Source organism: Devosia insulae DS-56 (assembly GCF_000970465.2).
Taxonomy (GTDB): domain Bacteria; phylum Pseudomonadota; class Alphaproteobacteria; order Rhizobiales; family Devosiaceae; genus Devosia_A; species Devosia_A insulae.
Genome location: NZ_LAJE02000059.1, coordinates 1 through 21,078, shown reverse-complemented (window position 1 = coordinate 21,078; position 21,078 = coordinate 1). Strand labels below are relative to the sequence as shown.

Sequence of the window (21,078 nt, the reverse complement as noted above, 5' to 3'; positions counted from 1 at the left end):
GTCGAAGACGGCCCGAATAGGATTTTGACTCTCGTGACAGACATCAGCGCGTCTCCGGCCCCTTCCTTCAGCTGGCCCAAGCTCGACCGCGGCCCGGTAATCGTGGCCCTCGCCATGTTCGTCATCGGCAGCGTGGTGATCGGCCAGGTGGTCGACCTGCGCCAGACCGTATTGTTCCTGATCGGCGGAATGCTGGGCGCGACGCTCTATCACGCCTCGTTCGGCTTTACCGGCGGCTGGCGCCGGCTGGTGGTCGAAAGGCGCGGCGCCGCCGTGCGCGCCCAGATGCTGATGGTCGCCATCGCCGCCATCGTCTTCATTCCGCTGCTCGCCGGCGGTTCTGCCTTCGGCCGCCCGCTGGCCGGCGCTGTGGCTCCGGTCGGCGTCTCGGTGCTGGTCGGCGCCGCGATTTTCGGGCTCGGCATGCAGCTGGGCGGCGGCTGCGGCTCGGGCACGCTGTTCACCGTCGGCGGCGGCAGCGCCCGCATGCTGGTGACTTTGGCCGCTTTCATCTTCGGCGCGCTGCTCGGCACCGCCCACCTGCCCTGGTGGCTGGCACAGCCGTCGCTCCCCAGCATCAGCCTCGGCACCAGCCTCGGCGCGCCGCTGGCCGTCATCGTGACGCTGGCCGGGCTCGCCGCCGTCGCCGGCATCACCGTGCTGATCGAACGCCGCGCCCATGGCGGGCTCGAGCGGGCATCGAAGCCGAAGACCAGCGGGTTGTCGCGCCTGCTGCAAGGGCCGTGGCCGCTGGTCGGCGCAGCGGTGCTCCTGGCGCTGCTCAATATCGCCACGCTGCTGATTGCCGGCCACCCCTGGTCGATCACCTACGGCTTTGGCCTCTGGGGCGCCAAAATCGCCCAGTCGGTCGGCGTGCCGGTCGAAACCTGGGCGTTCTGGGCCGCCCCGGCTCAAGCCCAGGCGCTGAGCCGCAGCGTGCTGTTCGACATCACCTCGGTGATGGATTTCGGCATCCTGCTCGGCGCGGCCCTCGCCGCCGGGCTCGCCGGCAAGTTCGCCCCCAAGGCCGACCTGCCGCTCAGATCGGCGCTGGCCGCGGTGATCGGCGGCCTGCTGATGGGTTATGGCGCGCGGCTGTCGTTCGGCTGCAATATCGGCGCGCTGTTCAGCGGCATCGCCTCGGGGAGCCTGCATGGCTGGGTGTGGTTCGCCGCCGCCTTCACCGGCAGCTTTGTCGGTATCGCGCTGCGGCCGGCCTTCGGTCTCGATGGGTTCAAGAAATGAGCGGTTCGCGTAACACCCTGCTGTTCGGCGCGGCGCTGCTCGCCGCCACTGCGGCCGTCGCCGCCGACCACATCACCCGCGGCAGCGGAGCACCGGCCCCCGCGGCGGTCACCGCCGGCGCCGATGCGGCCCCCTGTGCCGCGGCCTCACCCTGCGCGGCTGAATCGCCCTGCGCCGCCTCCTCTCCCTGCGCCGCGGCTTCGCCTTGTGCGGCTGCCGCACCCTGCGCTGCAGCCGCCCCATGCGCCGCTGCCGCTCCTTGTGCCGCGGCGGCCCCCTGTGCTGCCGCCGCTCCATGTGCTGCCGCGGCCCCGTGCGCGGCCGCCGCTCCCTGTGCGGCAGGCAGCCTCTGATGGCCGACGCCGCGGACCGGCTTCGCGCGGCTGAGGAAGCGCTGTTCTGCGAGGAGGTGCTGCGCAAGGGCGGCGATAACGTGCTGCACGCCACTCTGCGCGATGCACCGGTAATCGCCTGGAGCCACTACCCACCCGGCGACGTCTACGATCCGTCCTCCGGTGGCCAGTGGTACTATCACTGCCACATCCCGGCCGCCGAAGCCGAGCACGGCCACTTCCATTGCTTCGTCCGGCCTACCGGCAAGGACGGTCCGGTGCATCACCTGATCGCCGTCGGCGTCGATGCGCATGGCCGGCTGCAGCGGCTGTTCACCGTCAACCAGTGGGTGGTCGGCGACAGCTGGCTCGATGCCGAACCGAGCATCGCGCTGCTCGATCGTTTCGACATTGAGATGCCGCAGCCCTCCTACCTCACCAACCGCTGGCTCAGCGCCATCCTCCGGCTCTATGCCGACGAGATCGCCAAGCTGATCCGGCAGCGCGACGCCACCCTCGCGGCGCGGCAGCTGCCGGGCGGCGCGCCGATCCGCGACGACCGCACGCTGGAGGTGACCTCGGAGCTGCGCGTCGACCTGCCGTCTACGGTTCGGGCCCTGAGCCAATGACCTACCTTGCGATCAGCGTTACCGAGACCCCCTCAGCCGAGGACCTCGCGCTGATCGGCGGGCGGCTCACCGCGTTCAACGAAGCCGATGTCGGCCCTGCCGATCGCCGGCCGCTTGCCGTCGTGGTACGCGACGAGGCCGGCGCCATCGTCGCCGGTACCTCCGGCTACACCGCCTGGGGCTGGCTCTACGTGCAGTGGCTATGGGTCGCCGAAGAGCAGCGCGGTAGCGGCCTCGCCGGCCGCATGCTGGCCGCCGCCGAAGCCGAAGCACGAACCCGCGGCTGCCATGGCGCCTATATCGACACCTTCAGCCCCGTCGCGCTGAAGACCTATCAGCGCGCCGGCTATGCGCCGTTCGGCGCGCTGGAGGACTTTCCCAAGGGACGGACACGGACGTTTCTGCAGAAGCGGCTTTAGCGCGCCATATTCTGAATCGTTCTGCCCCTCACCCCAACCCTCTCCCCGGAGGGGAGAGGGGGCGATGTGGCACCGTCCGTGGTCTCGCGTACCCTCTCCCCTCCGGGGAGAGGGTCAGGGTGAGGGGCAGTCACGCACGCTAGACGCGCATCGGCGCACTCAAGCCGCCAACCGCCCACCCAGCAGCGGGCGCGGCGCGCCGGTTGTCGTCGGAAAGCTGATCGGCAGGCCGCGCAGCACCCGCACGGCGAGAAACGCAAAACACTCGGCCTCGATCGCGTCGCCGCGCCAGCCGACGGTTTCCGCCGGGGCCGCTTCGACGCCGGCGCGCACCTTCAGCATTTCCATCATCAGCGGGTTATGCCGCCCGCCACCCGAGACGATCAGCTTCGTCGGTCGCGTCGGCAACAGGTCCAGCCCCTTGCCGACGGCGGCCGCGGTGAAGGCGGTGAGGGTCGCCGCGCCGGTGGCTGGGTCGAGCCCGTCGGCCATCGCCGAAGTAAAGTCGAAGCGGTCGAGCGATTTGGGCGGCGGCGCGCTGAGATAGGGGTGCTGCAGCAGCTTTTCGAGCCGCACCTCGTCGACCGTACCGCTGCGCGCCAGCGCCCCGTCGCGATCCATCTCGCCCAGCCCATGCGCTTTCATGAAGTCATTGAGCGGCGCGTTGGCCGGGCCGGTATCGAAAGCGACCAGCCGATCGGCGCCATCCCAATAGGTGACGTTGGCGACGCCGCCCAGGTTGAGCACGGCAGTATCGCCATGCGTGCCGAGCCCGCGCAGCAGCGCCTGGTGGTAGATGGCGGCGAGCGGCGCACCCTGCCCACCGGCCCGCACGTCGGCCGAGCGGAAATCATAGGCGACCTTCACCCCGAGCAACTGATGCATCAATTCGCCATCGCCGAGCTGCCGGGTGGCCCCGATCCGCCCCGGCTGCGGCGCCCGGTGCAGCACCGATTGGCCGTGAAAGCCGACCACCCCGATATCGGCCATGCCGAGCCCGGCGCTCTCCACCAGGTTCTTGACCGCCGCCGACTGCGCCCGGGTCAGCATTTCCGCGGCCTTGGCGAAGATCGCAGGATCGGGGCCCTCGAAGTTCCACTTGCGCGCCTGCGCCAGCGTCTCCTCCAGCGTGTCGCGGATCTCCTGCGGGTAGGGAGCGAGGGTGTAGGAACCGAAGCGCTCGATGCTCTCGCCGTCGGTTTTGAGGAGCGCCACGTCGATATTGCCATCGAGCACGGTGCCGGTCATCAAGCCCACGGCCCAGATCGGTGCTGGCATGGTTCTTCCCCTCAGTTCTCGTTGACCAGATCGCCCACCGCACGGCGCAGCGCGATGATGCCGCTGTCGAAATGCCGGGTCGGGTGCACGCGGTTGGTGAGCAGTGTCCAGGCCCGCCCCGTGGCGAAGTCGACCCACAGGCCAGTGCCGGTAAAGCCGGTATGGCCGATGGTGTCGGCCGAACAGCGATCGCCGCCCGACCAGCCCTCATAGGGCCGCTCCCAGCCATGGGTGCGGCGCGGCGACAGCGCCGTGCGCATCAGCGCGATGCTGCCGGGCGAAGCGCCCATACCTGAGAGCAGGCCCTGCGCGTAGTCGAGCACCGAGCTGGCCGTGCCGAACAGCCCGGCATGGCCGGAGCCCTGCAGCGCGTAGCAGTTCTCGTCATGCACTTCGCCGACGATGACCCGGCCGCGCCAGGCATCGCGCTCAGTGGCGGCGCTCAGCTGCGGGTCAGCCGACCAGGCAAAGCCGGCACCCGGATCCTGCTGCCGGATCAGCTTGCCGCTCAACCGCTCCAGCGCAATGCCGAGCAGGATAAAGTTGATGTCGGAATAGACCGGCGGCCCGGCCTGCCACTCATTCTGCAGCACCCAGGCACGCAACAGGTTCGGGTCGCTCCCATAGGTGTAGATCGGCACCACCCCGGGGAACGGCGTCTGGTGGCCGAGGCACTGCCGGAAGCTGAGCTTCCGCTCCCAGCTATTGTCCGGATTGTACTGCCGGAAGTCGGGGATCACCGAGGTCAGCGGCGCATCGAGATCGATGATGCCGGCTTCGGCCAGCGCCAGGATGCGCGGCGTGGTGAAGATCACCTTGGTGAGCGAGGCGAGATCGAACCAGGTATCGTCCGCCATCGGCAGCGCCGCCGGCACCAGCTGGGCCGAGCCGATCGAGCGGACGGCACGATTGCCGTCGCGGTCGACCACACCCAGCACCCCGCCGGGGATCCGCTTCGCCGCCACTGCCGCCTGCAGCGGCGCGAAAGCCCGATCGAGAATCGCGCCAAGACTCATGCAACTTCCTCCACGCGCACGCGATGATCCTCGCCCGCCTCGCGCCACCTTGCCGCTGGCGGTTCGAACCCTGATGGACGCACCAGCGAGGGCACCTGGGTCACATCGACGGAAAAATGCTGGCGCCGTCGCTCGATCGCCGGCACCGCCGCAATCAGCCGCTTGGTATAGCTATGCTGCGGCGCGCCGAGCACTGCCGCCGCCTTACCGATTTCGACGATCTGGCCGGCATACATCACCGCCACCCGGTGGGCGATGCGCTCCACCACCGCCATGTCGTGCGAGATGAACAGGTAAGCGAGGCCGAACTCGTGCTGCAGGTCGATCAAGAGTTCCAGCACCCGCGCCTGGACGCTCACATCGAGCGCCGACACCGCTTCGTCCAGCACCACCACGTCGGGGTTGAGCATCAGGGCGCGGGCGATGCAGAGCCGCTGCCGCTGGCCGCCCGAGAACTGGTGCGGGTAGCGGCTGAGCGCGTCCTTGGTCAGCCCGACCCGTTCGAGCAGGAACACCATGCGCTGGCGCAGTTTGGCATCGACGCGCTGGCCCGCGGCGATCGCCGGCTCGGCCAGCAGCGCTTCGACAGTTAAGCGCGGGTTGAGCGAGGCGTACGGGTCCTGGAACACCATCTGCACCGGTCGGCCGCTGCGCCCGGCCTTGGCCTCGATCCGGCCGCGTGTCGCCTTGACCAGCCCGAGAATGGCCCGTGCCGTGGTGGATTTGCCCGAGCCGCTTTCGCCCACGATGGCGAGGGTCTCGCCCGGCCGCAAATCGAAATCGACGCCATCGACCGCGTGTACCGCACCGCTCCTGCGCCGGAACAGCCCTTTCGCCACCGGAAAGCGCACGGCGAGGTTATCGACCGTGACGATCGGCGCGACGGCGGGCGAGCCGCCATCGCTGCGCACCGCGCGGCCCGAGGTGAAGTGCGGCACCGCCTTCAACAGATGCCGGGTGTAGTCGTGCTGCGGGTTGTCGAGCACCGCATCGAGCTTACCCTGCTCCACCGCCACGCCATGCTGCATCACCATGATGTCGTCGGCGATGCCGGCGACCAGCCCGATATCGTGGGTGATGAAGATCATCGCCATATCAAGCTCTTCCCGGAGCTCGGCGAGCAGCGCCATGATCTGCGCCTGCACCGTCACGTCGAGCGCCGTGGTCGGCTCGTCGGCGATCAGCAGCCGCGGGTTGCTGGCCAGCACCATGGCGATCATCACCCGCTGCCGCATGCCGCCCGACAACTGGTGCGGATAGTATTTGAGCCGCTGCGCCGCGTCGGGGATACGCACCCGCTCCAGCGCCTCGCGAGCTGCGCGAGTTGCCGCGGCGCCGCCGAGGCCGCGATTGAGCCGGAAGGCCTCCTCGATCTGCGCGCCGACGGTGTGCACCGGGTTGAGCGAGGTCATCGGCTCCTGGAAGATCATGCCGATCTCACGGCCGCGGATGCGCTGCAGCGCCGGCTCATCCGCCGCGGTGATATCGACCGCCGTCCCATCGGCGCGCTGCAGCGTGATCGTGCCCCTGGTGATGCGCCCGCCGCCGAAATCGACCAGCCGGTTGACCGACAGCGCCGTCACCGATTTTCCCGAGCCGCTCTCGCCGACAATGGCCAGCGTCTTGCCGGCCGCAAGTTCGAAGCTCACGCCCTTCACCACCTCATTGTCCTGGGGGTCGCGACCAAAACCGACATGCAGGTCATGGACCCCGAGCAGCGTGCTCATGCGCGCCGCTCCTGCGTACGAGGATCAAGAATGTCGCGCAGTGCATCACCGAGGAGGTTGAAGCCGAGAATGGCGAGCATGATGGTGAGCCCGGGGAACAGCATCAGCCACGGCGAACGGGTCATCATCGACTTGCTCTCGGCCAGCATCACGCCGAGCGATGGCGCCGGCGGCTGCGAGCCAAGGCCGAGGAAACTGAGGCCGGACTCGGTCAGCAGCGACCAGGCCAGCGCCAGGGTGATCGTCACCGTCAGCGGTGCGATCAGGTTGAGCAGCAGGTGGCGGGTCAGAATGTAGCGCTGCGTGCTGCCGAAGGTGCGGGCGGCTTCGACGAACTCACGCGCCTTGAGCGCCAGCGCCGGCGCCCGCGCCACGCGGGCGAAGATTGGCGTGTAGACAATGCCGATCGCCGTGATGCTGGTCATGACGCCCGGCCCCTGGATCGCGACGATCAGCAGCGCCAAGAGGATCGCCGGAAAGGCCAGCAGCACATCCATGATCCGCATCAGGATGCCATCCCACAGGTGCCCCCACCACGCCGCGAACAGGCCGATCAGCGTGCCGGCCGTCGCCGCGATCGCCACCGATGCGAAGGCGATGAGAAAGGACTCCCCGATCCCCAGCATCAGGCGGCTGAAGGTGTCGCGTCCGAGCAGGTCCGTGCCGAACCAGTAGGTGCCGCTCGGGCCTTTCATCCGGTCGACCACGAATTGCTTCAGCGGATCGTGCGGCGTGAGGCCGACCGCCCCCATCAGGGCGAGGATGAGGAAGAGGGCGATGATCGCCGCGCCGATGCGGCCACTGGGGTGCCGCATCACGGCCCTGAGCAACGCCATCACTTGCCCCCCAGCCGGATGCGAGGATCGAGCGCCGCATAGGCGAGATCGACGATGAGGTTCACGACAAGGAAGTTGAAGGCAATGAACAGCACGGCGCCCTGCACCAGCGGATAATCGCGCTGGCTGATCGCATCGAGCGTCAGCCGGCCGAGCCCGGGCAGCGCAAAAATCTGCTCGACGATCACCGCCCCACCCAGCAGGTAACCGAATTCCACCCCCGAAAGCGTCACCACCGGGATCAGTGCATTGGGCAGCGCATGCCGCCACACCACATCGCGCTGCGAGGCGCCCTTGCTGCGCGCCGTGCGCACATAGTCATCGCTCAGCACATCGAGCATGGCCGAACGGGAGATGCGGGTCACGGCCGCCGCGAAGGACAAGCCCAGCGTGATCGCGGGGAGGATCATCTGAGAAAGGTTGCCGATCGGATCGACGAACAGAGGCGTGAACGAGCCCATCGCCGGCAGCGCCCGGAACACCACCGACAGGAAGTAGATGAGCAGCAGGCCAACAACGAAGCTCGGTGTCGATTGCCCGAGCATGGCGAACACCCGCACCGCCAGGTCGGAGGGTCGATCGGCACGCGTCGCCGCGAATACGCCGGCCGGAATGCCGACCACCAGAGCGATCAGCATCGAGAGCAGCGCCAGCTCGAGGGTGAGCGGGAAGCGCATGAGGATCACTTCGAGCACCGGCTTGCCGTAGATCACCGAGATGCCGAGATTGCCCTCGAACAGCCCCGCCAGCCAGCGGCCATACTGCACGATGATCGGCTGATCGAGGCCGAAATAGGCGGCGAGCGACTCGCGCTGCGCATCGGTCAGCAGCCCCGCCTCGGTGCCCAGCATGGCGATGATCGCATCGCCGGGGACCAGCCGGATGGCAAAGAACACCAGCAGCGATACGCCCAACAGAACCAGCGGAAACGTCAGCAGCCGCTGCGTGATGTAATTCATGTGGGGCGCACCTGCACGGCTATCGTATGTGGCTGCAACGGGCTCCGTTCTGCCTTCTCCCCTTGAGGTCGCGGGACGAGGGCGAACGCCCTCGCCCGGAGGTGGCGCGCAGCGCCGGATGACGGGTATCGCGAAACGAAGTGTAGCGCGCTCCGAGCGTAAGCGAGGAGCGATCCAGTACGCGGAGAGATACCCCTCATCCGGCCTTCGGCCACCTTCTCCCTCAAGGGGAGAAGGTGATCACTGCACCGCCGGTGCCCTTCCATATGCGATCGCCCTGCCTGCGTGGGGAGAAGGCGGGCCATGTGGCCCGCCTTAGACCGTCACTGACCCACCGTTACCTTGGCGAGCGAGAACAGCAGCCCGCTGGGGTTGCTCTCATAGCCCTTCACCACATCGGTGTTGGCGGTGTAGACCACCGTGCTCGAAATCCACACCCACGGCGCCTGCTCGGCGAGCTTGGCTTCGAACTGCTGGAAGATCGGCTTGCGCTTGGCCACGTCGGTTTCGACCCGGCCTTCCTGCAGCAGCTTGTCGAGCTCGGGATCGACGAAGTTCGACACCTTCACCAGGTTGCCGTCCTTGGTGAAGTAGCGGTTGTACATCGGATAGGGGTCCGGGCGGCCGCCGTTCTGCGCCACCGCCATGTCGAAATCGCCCTTCAGCCAGGTGTCGACATAGACCTTCAGATCCATGGTCTTGATGTTCAGCTTGACGCCGATGGCGGCGAGCTGGCTCTGCAGCACCTGCGCTTCGTTGGCAGCGTAGGGCGGCTCACCGGTCGCGGCGATGACTTCAACCTCGAAGCCGGCTTCCTGCCCGGCTTCCTTCATCAGCGCTTTGGCCTTCTCGACGTCCTGCGTGTAGCAGAACAGCGTCGAGGGGTCCGAAGCATAGGCCTCCATGGTCAGGGGACCTGTGACCTTGCCTTCGCCGACGAGCGCGGTGTCGACGATTTCCTGCCGGTTGACGGCGCAGGAAATGGCCTGGCGCACCTTGAGGTTGTCCATCGGCGGCCGCGACGGGTTCATCTGCAGCACGTTGTAGGACAAGCCCGGGATGCGGTTCAGCGTCAGGCCCGGCTCGCCCGGGATCAGCGTCGCCACGGTCGGGTCGTTGAACAGCGCGAAGTCGGTCTGGTTGGCGCGCATCGAGTCGATGATGGCGCTTTCGCTCGGCAGCACCGAGATGATGATGCCATCGACCCCGACTTTGCCGCCAGCCCAGTTCGGGTTGGGGCTCAGCACTTCCTTGACGTTCGGGTCCCATTCGTCGAGCGTGAACGGACCCGAGCCGATGGCCTTGGTGCCGATGCTGCCATCGGCGATGGCGCTCGCCGGCACGATCGAGGCATTGGTGCCCGACATGGCGACGAGGATCGGCGCGTCGGGCTGGCTCAGGTGGAACACCGCGGTCTGCGGGTCGGGCGTGTCGATTGAGGCGATCGAGGTGAAGTTGGCCCGCGCCGCCGCGGCGGTCGCTTCATCGAGCAGGCGCTCGAACGAGGCCTTCACATCGGCCGAGGTCACCGCATCGCCGGTCGAGAATTTCGCGTTCGGGTCGAGTTTGAAGGTGAGGGTCAGCCCGTCGGCCGAAAACTCCCAGCTGGTCGCCACCGCGGGCACGACATTATACTTGGCGTCGAGCCGCACCAGCGGCTCGTAGATCAGTTCGAGCAGCCGCAGCGACGGGAATGCCGTCTGCTTGTGCGGGTCGAGCCCGGTCGCATCCTGCGCCCAGGCCATGCGAAGCGGCGCGGCCTGTACTGGCAAGGCGAAGGCGGTGGTCAGCGTTGCCGCGACGGCAAGGCCGGCGAGCAAGCGTTTGGTCGTGGTCAAATGCATGGTGTTTCCCTCTCTGTTTCAGTCTCAGCCGATGACGGCAGCGCCGCTTCGGCCAGTCGTTAGTCGTCTAGTGGTCACGCACCGGCTTCGAGCGCGCGTCTCAGGAACCCGCCGGCGCCCGCCATGGCGGTGCGCGCCGCCTCGACGTCGAGGCCGGTGAGGATGATCAGGATCGCCAGCTTCACGTCGTTGCCGGTACGCTCCAGCGCCTCCTCGGCGACCTGCTCGGGGCAGTCGGTCGCCTGCATGACGATGCGTACCGCGCGGGCCAGCAGCTTCTCGTTGCTGGTGCGCACGTCGACCATCAGGTTCTGGTAGGTCTTGCCGATGCGGATCATGCTCGCGGTCGAGAGCATGTTGAGCACCAGCTTCTGCGCCGTGCCCGATTTGAGCCGGGTCGAGCCGGTGACCACCTCGGCCCCGACCAGCGGCGCGATCGAGATGTCGGCAAGGCCGGCAATGGCGGAGTCCGGGTTGCAGGTGAGTCCCACCGTCACCGCGCCGAGCGACTTGGCGTAGTTCAGCGCACCGATCACGTAGGGGGTGCGGCCGCTGACCGCGATCCCCACCACCACGTCGCGATTGGTGAGGTCGATGGCCCTGAGGTCCGCCGCCCCACCTGTGACGCTGTCCTCGGCCCCTTCGACGGCGCTGACCAGCGCCCCGAGGCCACCGGCGATCACCCCCACGACCATCGTCGGTGGCACGCCGAAGGTCGGTGGGCATTCCGAAGCATCGAGCACTCCGAGCCGTCCGCTGGTACCGGCGCCGATATAGATCAACCGCCCGCCCTTGCCGAACGCCTCGACGATCCTGTCGACCGCCTGCGCCACCTGCGGCAGGGTCTTGCCCACCGCTTCGGGCACCAGCCGGTCCTCGGCATTGATGGTCGCGACGATCTCCGGCGTCGCCATCAGGTCGATGCCCATAGTGCGCGGGTTGCGCTCCTCGGAGACGAGCAGCTCGAGCTCGCTCAGCAGGACCCGGCGATCGCTGGCGACAGCAGTCATGAGCAGGCGTCTCCGGGCGATTCGGTGCGTGACATCTAGGCTCCTCAGCGGTGGTGAAGGGTAGGAATTCCGCGCTTCCGCTGTCAATTGTTTTCAGTGAGACCGAACGCATTGCACTTTTGTTTCGCGTGGGTATGAATGGCGCGATGGGGATTCAGTCCAACATCGAGGCCTCCGCCGCGAGCTTCACGCCGACCATGCGGCGGCTCGCCAAGGCCATTCGTGACAACCCGGCGATCGTCCTCGAAAAGACCATCTCGCAGATCGCCGAGGCCTGCGGCACCTCGGTGGCCTCGGTGGTGCGCTTCTGCCGCGCCGTCGGGGTCAGCGGCTACGCTGAACTCCGCATGTCGCTCGCCACCGAGCTCGGCAAGGAGGCGGCCCAGTTCGGCTCCGGCCTGACGCTCGGCGCCGAGATCGCGCGTACCGATACGCTCGAAGAAATGGCCGCCAAGGTCGCCTCGCTCGAGATGCTGGCCATCGAGGAGACGGTGTCGAGCCTCGATTTCAAGACGCTCGAGCGGGTGGTCACGGCGCTCGACCAGGCCGAACGCATCCTGTTGTTCGGCATCGGCGCCAGCCACTTCGTCGCCCAGGACCTGCACCACAAGCTGTTCCGCGTCGGCCGCAACGTCTTCCTGATGGCCGATGCGCACGAGGCCTGGACCGCTGCGCTGATGTCGCCGGCCCGCACCGTCGCCATCGGCTTTTCGCATTCCGGCACCACTGCCGACACCGTGCAGTTCCTGAAGCTCGCCAAGGACAACGGCGCCCTCACCGTCGCCCTCACCGGCTCGCCCGAATCGCCGCTGGCGCGCGCCGCCGAGGAGCGGCTCTTCACCCACGCCCGCGAAAGCACGCTGCGCGCCGGCGCCATGGTCAGCCGCATCGCGCAACTGGCGCTGGTCGATTGCCTGTTCATGGGCGTCGCCCGGCTGCGCTACGAGCAGACCATCGACGCGCTGAAGCGCACCCGCGACATCACCCATCCCGAGCAGGCCGTATGACCACCAACTCCGAACCTTTGGCCCTGTTCGTCGGCGTCTCCGGCTACGAGCTCACCGCAGACGAAATCGCCTTCCTCCGCGACGCGAACCCCTATGGGCTGTTCCTGTTCCGTCGCAACCTCGACCACCGCGAGCAGGCCCGGCGGCTCTGCGCTCAGTTCCGCGAGGTGGTCGGCCGCCCCGATGCGCCCATCTTCATCGACCAGGAAGGTGGTCGCGTGCAGCGGCTCGACAACGGCAACTGGCCGAGCTTCCGCAGCCTCGGGTCGTTCGGGGCGTTGGCCAAAAAGGACCTCGCGCTGGCGCGGCGCGCCTTGCGCCTCTCGACCCAGGCCATGGGCGCCATCATGACCGATCTCACCATCGACAGCGGCACCACGCCGGTGATCGATCTCGCCCGCCCGGGCACCCACGACGTGATCGGCCAGCGCGCCCTTGGTGACGATCCGGAGCTGGTGGTGACCCTCGCCCGCGAGGTGATCGACGGCATGCTCGAGGTCGGCGCGCTGCCGATCATAAAGCACATTCCGGGCTATGGCCGGGTCACCGTCGATCCGCATTTCGATTGCCCGGTGGTCGATGCGGCGCTCGACGACCTGCGCGCCACCGATTTCCAGCCCTTCATCAAGCTCCGCGACACCCCCTGGGCCATGGTCGCGCATCTGATCTTCACCCAGATCGACCCCGAGCGGGCGGCCTCGGTTTCGCCCGAGGTCTACGGTCTGATCCGCAATGACATCGGCTATGATGGTGTGCTGATCACCGATTGCCTCAGCATGGAGGCCCTGAAGGGCACGCCCCGAGAGCGCGTCGCCGCTGCCCTCGCTGCCGGTTGCGATATTGCGCTGCTGACCCAGGGCGGCCTCGAGGCCAGTATTTCGGCCGCCGAAGGCGCCCGCCCGCTAGCTGGGCAAACGATCGAACGAATCACGCGCGCGACGCGCAAACGCGGTAACCTTCGCGTCGATGCCACAGCGCTGCACGCTGAAGTCGAAGGGATTTTTCGGGAGAACGGCCTCGCCTGAGGCGACGCCGCGATAAAGAGGAGACTGGAAGTGTTAAAGAGCAAGCTGTTTGCGGCCACCGCCCTGGCGCTCGCGATGACCGCACCTGTGAGTGCGCAGGTCGTCCTGACCGTCAGCTCCGAGCAAACCACCACCTATGTGCGCAACTTCAATCCGTTCAACCAGACGTCGGCGCGCGCCACCACCAAGGATTTCATCTACGAGCCGCTGGCGATCTTCAACCGCCTTGCCGGCGCCAAGTGGGAATACCGGCTGGCCGAGAGCTTTGAGCTGGCCGACGACCTCAAGTCGATCACCTTCGTGCTGCGCGACGGGCTGAAATGGTCGGATGGCCAGCCGCTCACCGCCGATGACGTGGTCTTCACCTACGACAACCTGAAGAAGTTCCCGGCGCTCGATTTCAACTCCGTCGGCAAGCTGATGGAGTCGGTGGAAAAGCTCGACGCGCGCACCGTGCGCTTCAACCTCATCCAGCCCAATTCGCTGGTCGCCACCACCATCGTCGCCATGCCGATCGTTCCCCAGCACATCTGGAAGGATGTGGCCGATCCCGTGACCTTCACCAACGAGAACCCGGTCGGCTCCGGCCCGATGACCGAGATCACTCGCTTCACCCCGCAGGTCTACGAGCAGTGCCGCAACCCCAATTATTGGGACGCGGCGAGCCTGCACGTCGATTGCATCCGCATGCCACAGCTTGCCGACAACCCGCAGGTACTGGCGGCGCTCGTCGACGGGACGCTCGACTGGGCGACCAGCTTCGTTCCAGATATCGACAACACCTTCGTCGCCAAGGACCCGGTGAACAACCACTACTGGTTCCTGCCTTCGAGCCTCGTCGCCTTCACGCTGAACCTCGAAAGCCCGGACGCCAACAACAAGAAGGCGTTCAACGACGTCAACTTCCGCCGCGCCGTTTCGATGCTGATCGATCGCCAGTCGATCATCGACATCGCCGGCTACGGCTATCCTGTCATCAACGAAGATCCGGCGATGCTGGGTTCGTTCTACAAGGCCTTTGGCAACCCCGAGGTGGTCACCCAGTTCGGCCAGTACGGCAAGTTCGACCTCGAAGCCGGGAAGGCTTTGCTGGAGCAATCCGGCTATGTCGACAAGGACGGCGACGGTTTCCGCGACAATGCCGACGGCACCCCGATCGCCATCGACATCGAGATCCCCAACGGCTGGACCGACTGGATCGATGCCGTGCAGATCGCCATCGAGTCGCTGAAGCAGGGCGGTCTCAACGTGAAGATGTCGACCCCCGAGGAATCGGTCTGGGCTTCCGACCTGATCGACGCCAAGTACTCGATGTCGCTCAACGCCATCGCTTCGGCGGCCAACCCCTACTTCCCCTATATCCGCTCGTTCAACCCGGCCGATTTCGGCAAGAGCCGCACCTCGGCGCAGCGCTGGACCGATCCGGAAGTGGTCGAGATGCTGAACAAGTACACCCAGGTGAAGGACCCGGCCGAGCAGAAGTCCATCATGGACGCCATCCAGCTCAAGGTGGCCGCGGCCATGCCGGTGATCCCGGTCTACAACAGCCCCTCCTTCTATCAGTACAGCACCAAGCGCTTTACCGGCTGGGCCAACGCGGAGAACCCGATCACTTCGCCGGTGGTCTCCAACGCCAACCCGGGCCGCCTGCTGCAGCTCCTGGCGCTGCGTCCGGTCGCGCAATAATCCGCTACCAGCGAGGGCGCCTCAGGCGCCCTCGTTCCCCCACCTAGCGAAGAGATCCAATGGCTTTTCTGCTCCGCCGAGTGGTGTTTTACCTGGCGGCCTTCATCGCTGCGGCAACCATCAACTTCTTCCTGCCGCGCCTGATGCCGGGCGATCCGATCCAGAAGATGTTCGCCGGCGCCGGTTCCGACCTGTCGCTGGAAAACCTCAACGCGCTGAAACTCACCTTCGGCTTCATCGATGCGCCGATCGGCGAGCAGTACCTCGCGTACCTGAAGAGCGTCTTCACCGGCGATCTCGGCCGCTCCGTCCGCTTTTTCCCGCTGCCGGTCACCGAGCTGCTCGGCCGCGCTCTGATCTGGACCGTCGGCCTCGTCGGCACCGCCACCATCATCGGCTTCACCATCGGCACCCTGCTCGGCGTCATGGCCGCCTGGCGCCGCGGCACCCGCTTCGACACGGTGATCTCGCTGCTCTCGATCTTTTCGAGCTCGGTGCCGGCGGTGGTGGTCTCGCTGATTACCCTTTTTGCCTTCGGCTATACGCTCGGCTGGTTCCCCAACGGCTACGCCGCCGATCCGATGCTCGATCCCGCCTGGGGCTGGGACTATATCGCCAGCGTCCTCTACCACGGCACCCTGCCCATGCTGACCATGGTGATCGTCCTCACCGGCGGCTTCGCGGTGACCATGCGCAACAACATGATCAACCTGCTGGGCGAGGATTACATCGTCATGGGCCGCGCCAAGGGGCTATCCGACCGCGGCGTCATGCTCTGGTACGCGGCGCGCAACGCGCTGCTGCCCACTGTCTCGGCCCTCGCCATCTCGCTTGGCGCCGTGCTCGGCGGCTCGCTGGTGACCGAGGTGGTGTTCAACTATCCCGGCATGGGCAACACGCTCTACCAGGCCATCCTCGCCCGCGATTACCCGGTGATCCAGGGCGCGCTACTGATCATGACCGCCGCCATGCTGGTCGCCAATTTCGTCGTCGATCTCAGCTACGTGCTGCTCGACCCACGCCTGAAGCGGGCCTGACCGATGAGCGTCCTCACCCAGCTGCTGCGCAACAGGAAGGCCCTGGTCGGGGTGACCATCCTCGCCATCGTCATCCTCGTCGCCATCTTCGCCCCGCTGCTCACCGAATACAGCCCGACCCAGCGCGTCGGCCGGCCGCATCAGCCGCCATCCACCGACCATCTGCTCGGCACCACCCGCCTCGGCTACGACGTCTTCACCCGGCTGCTTTACGGCGCCCGCATCTCGCTCGCCGTCGGCTTCGGCGCCGGCCTCTTGATCACGGTGATCGGCACCGTGCTCGGCATCATCGCCGGCTACAAGGGCGGCGTGGTCGACGAGGTCATCACCTTCCTGACCAACATGGTGCTGGTCATTCCCAACCTGCCGCTGCTGCTTGTGCTCGCCGCCTTCATTGGCCAGGCGAGCCCCTTGGTCATCGCCGTCATCCTCGGTTTCACCTCCTGGGCCTGGGGGGTGCGCGTCACCCGCTCCGAAACCCTGTCGATCCGCCAGCGCGACTTCGTCAAATCCGCCGAGATGCTCGGCGAGCCCAGCTGGCGCATCATGGCGTTCGAGATCTTCCCCAACCTGATCTCGATCGTCGGCATCAACTTCATCGGCAGCGTGCTGTTCGCCGTCATCACCGAAGCGACGCTCGAGTTCCTCGGGCTCGGCGACCCCAACACCGTCTCCTGGGGCATCATGCTCTACAACGCCCAGAACGCCTCGGCCCTCTCGGTCGGCGCCTGGTGGGACATTCTCACTCCCTGCTTCGCCTTGGCGGTGCTCGGCCTCGGCCTTGCGCTGATCAACTTCGCCATCGATGAGATCGCCAACCCGCGGCTCAGGACCGGCGGCATGCTGGCGCGCTGGACCGGGCTGATCCGCCGTGGGGAGGGCACCCTGTGAGCGCTCCCGTCCTCTCGATCCGCAACCTCACCATCGACTACATCGGCGCCACCTCCGATTTCCACGCGGTGAAGAATGTCAGCTTCGATATCGGCAAGGGCGAGTTCTTCGGCCTTGCCGGCGAGAGCGGCTGCGGCAAGAGCACCATCGCCTTTGCCATCAGCCGGCTGCACCGTCCGCCGGCGCTGATCCGGACCGGCAGCCAGATCCTGCTCGATGGGCGCGACGTGTTCACCCTCGACGATGCCGCGCTGAAGCAGTTGCGCTGGCGCGAGGTCGCCATGGTGTTCCAGAGCGCCATGAACTCGCTCAACCCGGTGCTGTCGATCGAGCGCCAATTCTACGATGTGCTGAAAACCCATACCGGCATGTCGCGCGTCGCCGCCCGGGCCCGCGCCGCCGAGCTGCTGAAGCTCGTCGATATCCCGGCCGACCGGCTCACCGCCTATCCGCACCAGCTCTCGGGCGGCATGCGGCAGCGCGTCGTCATCGCCATCTGCCTGGCGCTCAACCCAAAACTCCTGATTATGGACGAACCGACCACGGCGCTCGATGTGGTGGTGCAGCGCGAGATTCTCGAGCGCATCCACAAGCTGCGCCAGGAGCTAGGGTTCTCGGTGCTGTTCATCACCCACGACCTGGCGCTGATGGTGCAGGTCTCCGACCGCATCGGCATCATGCTCGAGGGCGAGCTGGTCGAGGTCAACGACGCCCAGGCGATCTACCGCACGCCGCAGCACGACTATACCAAAAAGCTCTGGGCCTCGATCCCGCGCCTCACCGGCAAGCCGATCGCCGAGGTCACGCCATGACCGACAGCGCTCCCATCCTCGCCCTCGACAATGTGTCGAAGGTGTTCCACCGCGGCGGCAGCACCGTGCATGCGGCGCGCGCCGTGTCGTTCGCGCTCCATCCCGGCCGCACCCTGGCGCTGGTCGGCGAATCCGGCTCGGGCAAGACCACCGCCGCCCGCCTGATCATGCGCGAGTATCGCCCCGACCAGGGTCGCCTCCTGTTCCGTGGCGAGCCGATCGAAGGCAGTGCGGTGCGCGATATGAAGGCCTATCGCAGCGCCGTGCAGATGGTGTTCCAGGATCCGTTCTCCTCGCTCAACCCGGTCCACACCATCCGCTACCACCTGGAGCGGCCGATGCGGCTGCACCAGTCGAGCCTCAAGGGCGCGGCGCGCGACGCCGCCATCGCCGAAGTGCTCACCCGGGTAAAACTCGACCCGGCGCTGATCCTGCCGAAGTACCCGCACGAGCTGAGTGGTGGCCAGCGCCAACGCATCAGCATCGCCCGGGCGCTGGCGGTGAACCCCGAGGTGATCATCGCGGACGAGCCCACCTCGATGCTCGACGTCTCGGTGCGGCTCGGCATCCTGAACCTGCTCAACGACATGAAGCGGCAGCTGAAGCTCGCCGTGCTCTACATCACCCACGACATCGCCACCGCCCGCTACGTCGCCGAGGACATCATGGTGATGTATGCCGGCCAGATCGTCGAATGGGGCGAGACCGAAAGCGTGCTCGGCAACCCGCAGCACCCCTATACCCGCCTGCTGCTCTCTGCCGTTCCCGATCCCGACCGCCGCTTCGGCGACACCCGCTTCAGTGACGAGCTCGACCGCATCGACCTGATCCGCCGCCAGTCGGCGCTGGAGCAACCCGAGGTGCAGGAGATCGGCCCCAACCACTTCATTCGGCCGATGCCGGTGTAGGCGCCATGCGCTGAACTGCCCCTCACCCCGACCCTCTCCCCAGCGGGGTGAGGGGGCGTTGTGGCACTGCCGGTGCAAAGTGCGTCCCCTACCGGCGAGGGCTCTGCCCTCGACCGGGGCCCCTCCGGGGAGAGGGTCAGGGTGAGGGGAAGTACCACCGCGCTACGTCTTCAAATCCGCCGATACCCCGTCGGCTCGCCGCCTCCGAGGCGGCTGGTCCGCTCCACCACCTCGGCCAGCGGCTCGATCGCTACCGCCATGTGGAAGGAGTTGGCGTGGATGATGTCGGTCGGGCTGGTCAGCATCGCCACGTGCCCGCGCCAGAACATCAGGTCGCCGCGCCGCAACGCCTCGACCGGCTCGCCCATCGCCGCCTGCTGGTCGCTGTCGCGCGGGAAGTCACGGCCGGCGGCATAGAGCGCCTGCTGCACCAGCCCCGAGCAGTCGAGCCCCAGGCTTTCGCGCCCGCCCCACTGGTAGGGCGTCCCGACGAACCGCTCGGCAACCGCCACATAGTCCGGCGCACGGTCGCCAACCGGCGCAAGATGCTCCGCGACAAACCAGCCGCCGGAGGTTTTCACAAACCGCCCCTCGCGCCCCTCCTCGGCCACCAGCGCGTTCAGCGAATAAAGCCCGACCGGCGCCGCCTTGATGCTGGGTGCGCTGAACCCATAGGTCCGCAACGCCCGTATTGTATGGGTCGGCGCCGCACCGGGCGCCCCCAGCGCCGCCGCCGCGACATAGCCGACATAGCCATCCCGCTGCGCCTGCCCGAAGGCCCAGCCATCGGTCTCGTCCAGCACCTCGAACAGTTCGCCGAACAGCAGCTGATCGAGCTGCTCGGCCTCTGCCGAGGGCGTACGGCGCAGCGCGGCCGAGGGAACTCGTGCCTGCCGTAGGCTGGTCTCGACATAGCGGTCCGCGGGGACAATCCCCTCGAGCGACCGCGCAGCAATTCCATCACGGGCGAGGGTCAGGCGTGGATCGAGCAAGGCGATGTCCCGGGAAAGGTGGCGACTGAGAATCGGAGGCTAGCTCGCCAATTTCCCCCTCACAACCCGAACCAGCGCGCCCGCCGCGACGCGCCGAAATGCTGCTTGTCGGTGCGGAGGCTCACCGAGGGCTCGTAATAGTTGCCGGTGGGCTGCGGGCCGGAGAAGAAATCCACCTCGACCTTGCCGATACGGCCACCGCCGAACTCGATGTAGCAGGTGCCGAAGCCATCATACTGCACTACTTCGCCAGTCTGCCGAAGCTTCGCGATCAGCGCGCTCGCCACCGCCTTGGCCGCGCCCTCGGCGAACACCCCAGCCTTGGGCGTGCCGGTCGCCGCCCCGTCGCCCACGGCATAGACATTGTCGTATTTCGTCTCCAGCGTCCGCGGATTGACCGGGATCCAGCCATTCTCGGACATGCCGCTCGCGAGCACCACCGGCGGCACCCGGTGCTTGGGAACGCCGAGGAACAGGTTAAACGGCAGTTCCTGCCCGTCATCCAGCACGGCGACATCACGCGCATTGTCGACCGAAGCGACGCGCCGGCTCGGGATGAACTCGATGTCGCGCTCGGCGAAGGCGGCGAGCAGAGCGCGCGATGTCTCGGGCGACGGCGGCACCGGGCTGCCGAGCGGCAGCACCAGCGAGATCTTGCAGTTCTGCCGCACGCCGCGCTCGACCAGGTAGTCATGCAGCATCAGCGCGCATTCGCTCGGCGCCGGTGGGCATTTGTAGGGCGCACCGCACACTCCGATGATCGCGTGGCCGCTGGTGAAGTTCGGCAGCAGCTCGCGCAGCCGCTCGGCCCCCGGGATCGAATAGAATTCTGTGGTCCCGGCGAGCCCCGGCGTCGCCTCGAAATCGTACTCCGCTCCCAGCGCCACAACGAGATGGTCCGCCTCGAACACGCCGTTGTCGGTGGTCACCCGCCGTGCTGTCGGGTCGATTGCGGTGATGGTGCGCTTGAGCAGCTTCACCCCCGGCTTGGCATAGGCGCTGTAGGGCATCCGCACCGACTCGGCTTCGGCATGGCCGAACATCACGTCGAGCTTGGAAAAGCCGAACATGAACGAGTCGGACTTGTCGATCAGCGTCACGTCGATGCTGTCGCCCAGTTGCTCGGACAATAAGGTCGTCAGTTCGAGGCCACCAAAGCCGGCGCCAAGCACCAGGATGCGGGGTTTGCTGCTCATGTCATTTCTCGGGTTCGGGTTGCGGGCGTTAGGCAGGGCAATATGGGCACAGAACTCTCGGTGCTCCTCCACCGTGAAACGGGGGGCAGGGGACCCCCGCAGGCGGTGGAGCTGCCCCTTATACTACTCTGACGCTGCCGTCGCGCCACCTACTCTCGCTCTCCGTCGACGCTGTAATTATAAAGATAAACACATCCATGTCTCTGCTGCTGCTGACACGTCCTCTCAG

19 protein-coding genes are annotated in these 21,078 nt (G+C 66.9%); 10 read left to right on the top strand and 9 right to left on the bottom strand.

Annotated features, from left to right (window positions below):
- Positions 1–33 precede the first annotated feature (33 nt).
- The 3 genes from VW23_RS03210 (at position 34) to VW23_RS03200 (ending at position 2,625) form a co-directional block, all read left to right on the top strand.
- Positions 34–1,245 (top strand): YeeE/YedE family protein, encoded by a 1,212-nt coding sequence (locus VW23_RS03210; RefSeq protein WP_069908152.1) that lies wholly within the window; start codon positions 34–36, stop codon positions 1,243–1,245.
- Between the two features lie 352 nt (positions 1,246–1,597).
- The gene (locus VW23_RS03205; protein WP_069908151.1) at positions 1,598–2,206 is read left to right on the top strand and encodes a DUF6969 family protein; all 609 of its coding nucleotides are present in this window, start codon (positions 1,598–1,600) and stop codon (positions 2,204–2,206) included.
- Complete coding sequence (locus VW23_RS03200; RefSeq protein ID WP_069908150.1) at positions 2,203–2,625, top strand: GNAT family N-acetyltransferase; 423 nt, start codon at positions 2,203–2,205, stop codon at positions 2,623–2,625. Before VW23_RS03205 ends, VW23_RS03200 begins: the two co-directional genes overlap by 4 nt.
- 159 nt (positions 2,626–2,784) lie before the next feature.
- Here the strand turns inward: VW23_RS03200 and VW23_RS03195 are convergent, their stop codons facing one another.
- From VW23_RS03195 to murQ, 7 genes are all read right to left on the bottom strand, one after another.
- Positions 2,785–3,903 carry an anhydro-N-acetylmuramic acid kinase gene (locus VW23_RS03195; RefSeq protein ID WP_069908149.1) on the bottom strand — a complete coding sequence of 373 codons (1,119 nt, stop codon included), beginning with the start codon at positions 3,901–3,903 and terminating at the stop codon, positions 2,785–2,787.
- Positions 3,904–3,914: 11 nt separating this feature from the next.
- On the bottom strand, positions 3,915–4,919 hold the full coding sequence (locus tag VW23_RS03190; protein ID WP_069908148.1) for a serine hydrolase domain-containing protein: 1,005 nt from the start codon (positions 4,917–4,919) through the stop codon (positions 3,915–3,917).
- Complete coding sequence (locus tag VW23_RS03185; RefSeq protein ID WP_069908147.1) at positions 4,916–6,646, bottom strand: ABC transporter ATP-binding protein; 1,731 nt, start codon at positions 6,644–6,646, stop codon at positions 4,916–4,918. Before VW23_RS03185 ends, VW23_RS03190 begins: the two co-directional genes overlap by 4 nt.
- The gene (locus VW23_RS03180) at positions 6,643–7,482 is read right to left on the bottom strand and encodes an ABC transporter permease (RefSeq protein WP_069908146.1); all 840 of its coding nucleotides are present in this window, start codon (positions 7,480–7,482) and stop codon (positions 6,643–6,645) included. Before VW23_RS03180 ends, VW23_RS03185 begins: the two co-directional genes overlap by 4 nt.
- Entirely contained in the window at positions 7,482–8,441 is a 960-nt protein-coding gene (locus VW23_RS03175; RefSeq protein WP_069908145.1) for an ABC transporter permease, read from the bottom strand. The genes VW23_RS03180 and VW23_RS03175 overlap by 1 nt, the downstream gene beginning before the upstream one ends.
- A 323-nt stretch (positions 8,442–8,764) precedes the next feature.
- A complete protein-coding gene (locus VW23_RS03170) occupies positions 8,765–10,285 on the bottom strand; it encodes an ABC transporter substrate-binding protein (RefSeq protein ID WP_069908144.1) in 1,521 nt (506 codons plus the stop codon).
- 74 nt (positions 10,286–10,359) lie between these two features.
- A complete protein-coding gene (gene murQ, locus VW23_RS03165) occupies positions 10,360–11,295 on the bottom strand; it encodes an N-acetylmuramic acid 6-phosphate etherase (RefSeq protein WP_069908143.1) in 936 nt (311 codons plus the stop codon).
- A 146-nt stretch (positions 11,296–11,441) separates the two neighbouring features.
- Between murQ and VW23_RS03160 the strand changes: the two genes are divergently transcribed.
- The 7 genes from VW23_RS03160 (at position 11,442) to VW23_RS03130 (ending at position 18,661) form a co-directional block, all read left to right on the top strand.
- Positions 11,442–12,302, top strand: coding sequence for a MurR/RpiR family transcriptional regulator (locus VW23_RS03160; RefSeq protein ID WP_069908153.1), 861 nt, complete (start codon positions 11,442–11,444; stop codon positions 12,300–12,302).
- A complete protein-coding gene (nagZ, locus tag VW23_RS03155; RefSeq protein WP_069908142.1) occupies positions 12,299–13,327 on the top strand; it encodes a beta-N-acetylhexosaminidase in 1,029 nt (342 codons plus the stop codon). The genes VW23_RS03160 and nagZ overlap by 4 nt, the downstream gene beginning before the upstream one ends.
- A gap of 75 nt (positions 13,328–13,402) precedes the next feature.
- Positions 13,403–15,013 (top strand): ABC transporter substrate-binding protein, encoded by a 1,611-nt coding sequence (locus VW23_RS03150; RefSeq protein ID WP_141728203.1) that lies wholly within the window; start codon positions 13,403–13,405, stop codon positions 15,011–15,013.
- 59 nt (positions 15,014–15,072) lie between these two features.
- Positions 15,073–16,050, top strand: a complete 978-nt coding sequence (locus VW23_RS03145) for an ABC transporter permease (RefSeq protein WP_069908140.1) — start codon at positions 15,073–15,075, stop codon at positions 16,048–16,050.
- Positions 16,051–16,053: 3 nt separating this feature from the next.
- The gene (locus VW23_RS03140) at positions 16,054–16,941 is read left to right on the top strand and encodes an ABC transporter permease (RefSeq protein WP_069908139.1); all 888 of its coding nucleotides are present in this window, start codon (positions 16,054–16,056) and stop codon (positions 16,939–16,941) included.
- The gene (locus tag VW23_RS03135; RefSeq protein ID WP_069908138.1) at positions 16,938–17,753 is read left to right on the top strand and encodes an ABC transporter ATP-binding protein; all 816 of its coding nucleotides are present in this window, start codon (positions 16,938–16,940) and stop codon (positions 17,751–17,753) included. Before VW23_RS03140 ends, VW23_RS03135 begins: the two co-directional genes overlap by 4 nt.
- Entirely contained in the window at positions 17,750–18,661 is a 912-nt protein-coding gene (locus VW23_RS03130) for an ABC transporter ATP-binding protein (protein WP_069908137.1), read from the top strand. Before VW23_RS03135 ends, VW23_RS03130 begins: the two co-directional genes overlap by 4 nt.
- Before the next feature lie 170 nt (positions 18,662–18,831).
- Here the strand turns inward: VW23_RS03130 and VW23_RS03125 are convergent, their stop codons facing one another.
- Together VW23_RS03125 and VW23_RS03120 are read right to left on the bottom strand one after the other, a co-directional pair.
- The gene (locus tag VW23_RS03125) at positions 18,832–19,653 is read right to left on the bottom strand and encodes a C40 family peptidase (protein ID WP_084645467.1); all 822 of its coding nucleotides are present in this window, start codon (positions 19,651–19,653) and stop codon (positions 18,832–18,834) included.
- Positions 19,654–19,712: 59 nt separating this feature from the next.
- Positions 19,713–20,849, bottom strand: coding sequence for an NAD(P)/FAD-dependent oxidoreductase (locus VW23_RS03120; RefSeq protein WP_069908135.1), 1,137 nt, complete (start codon positions 20,847–20,849; stop codon positions 19,713–19,715).
- Positions 20,850–21,078: the final 229 nt, after the last annotated feature.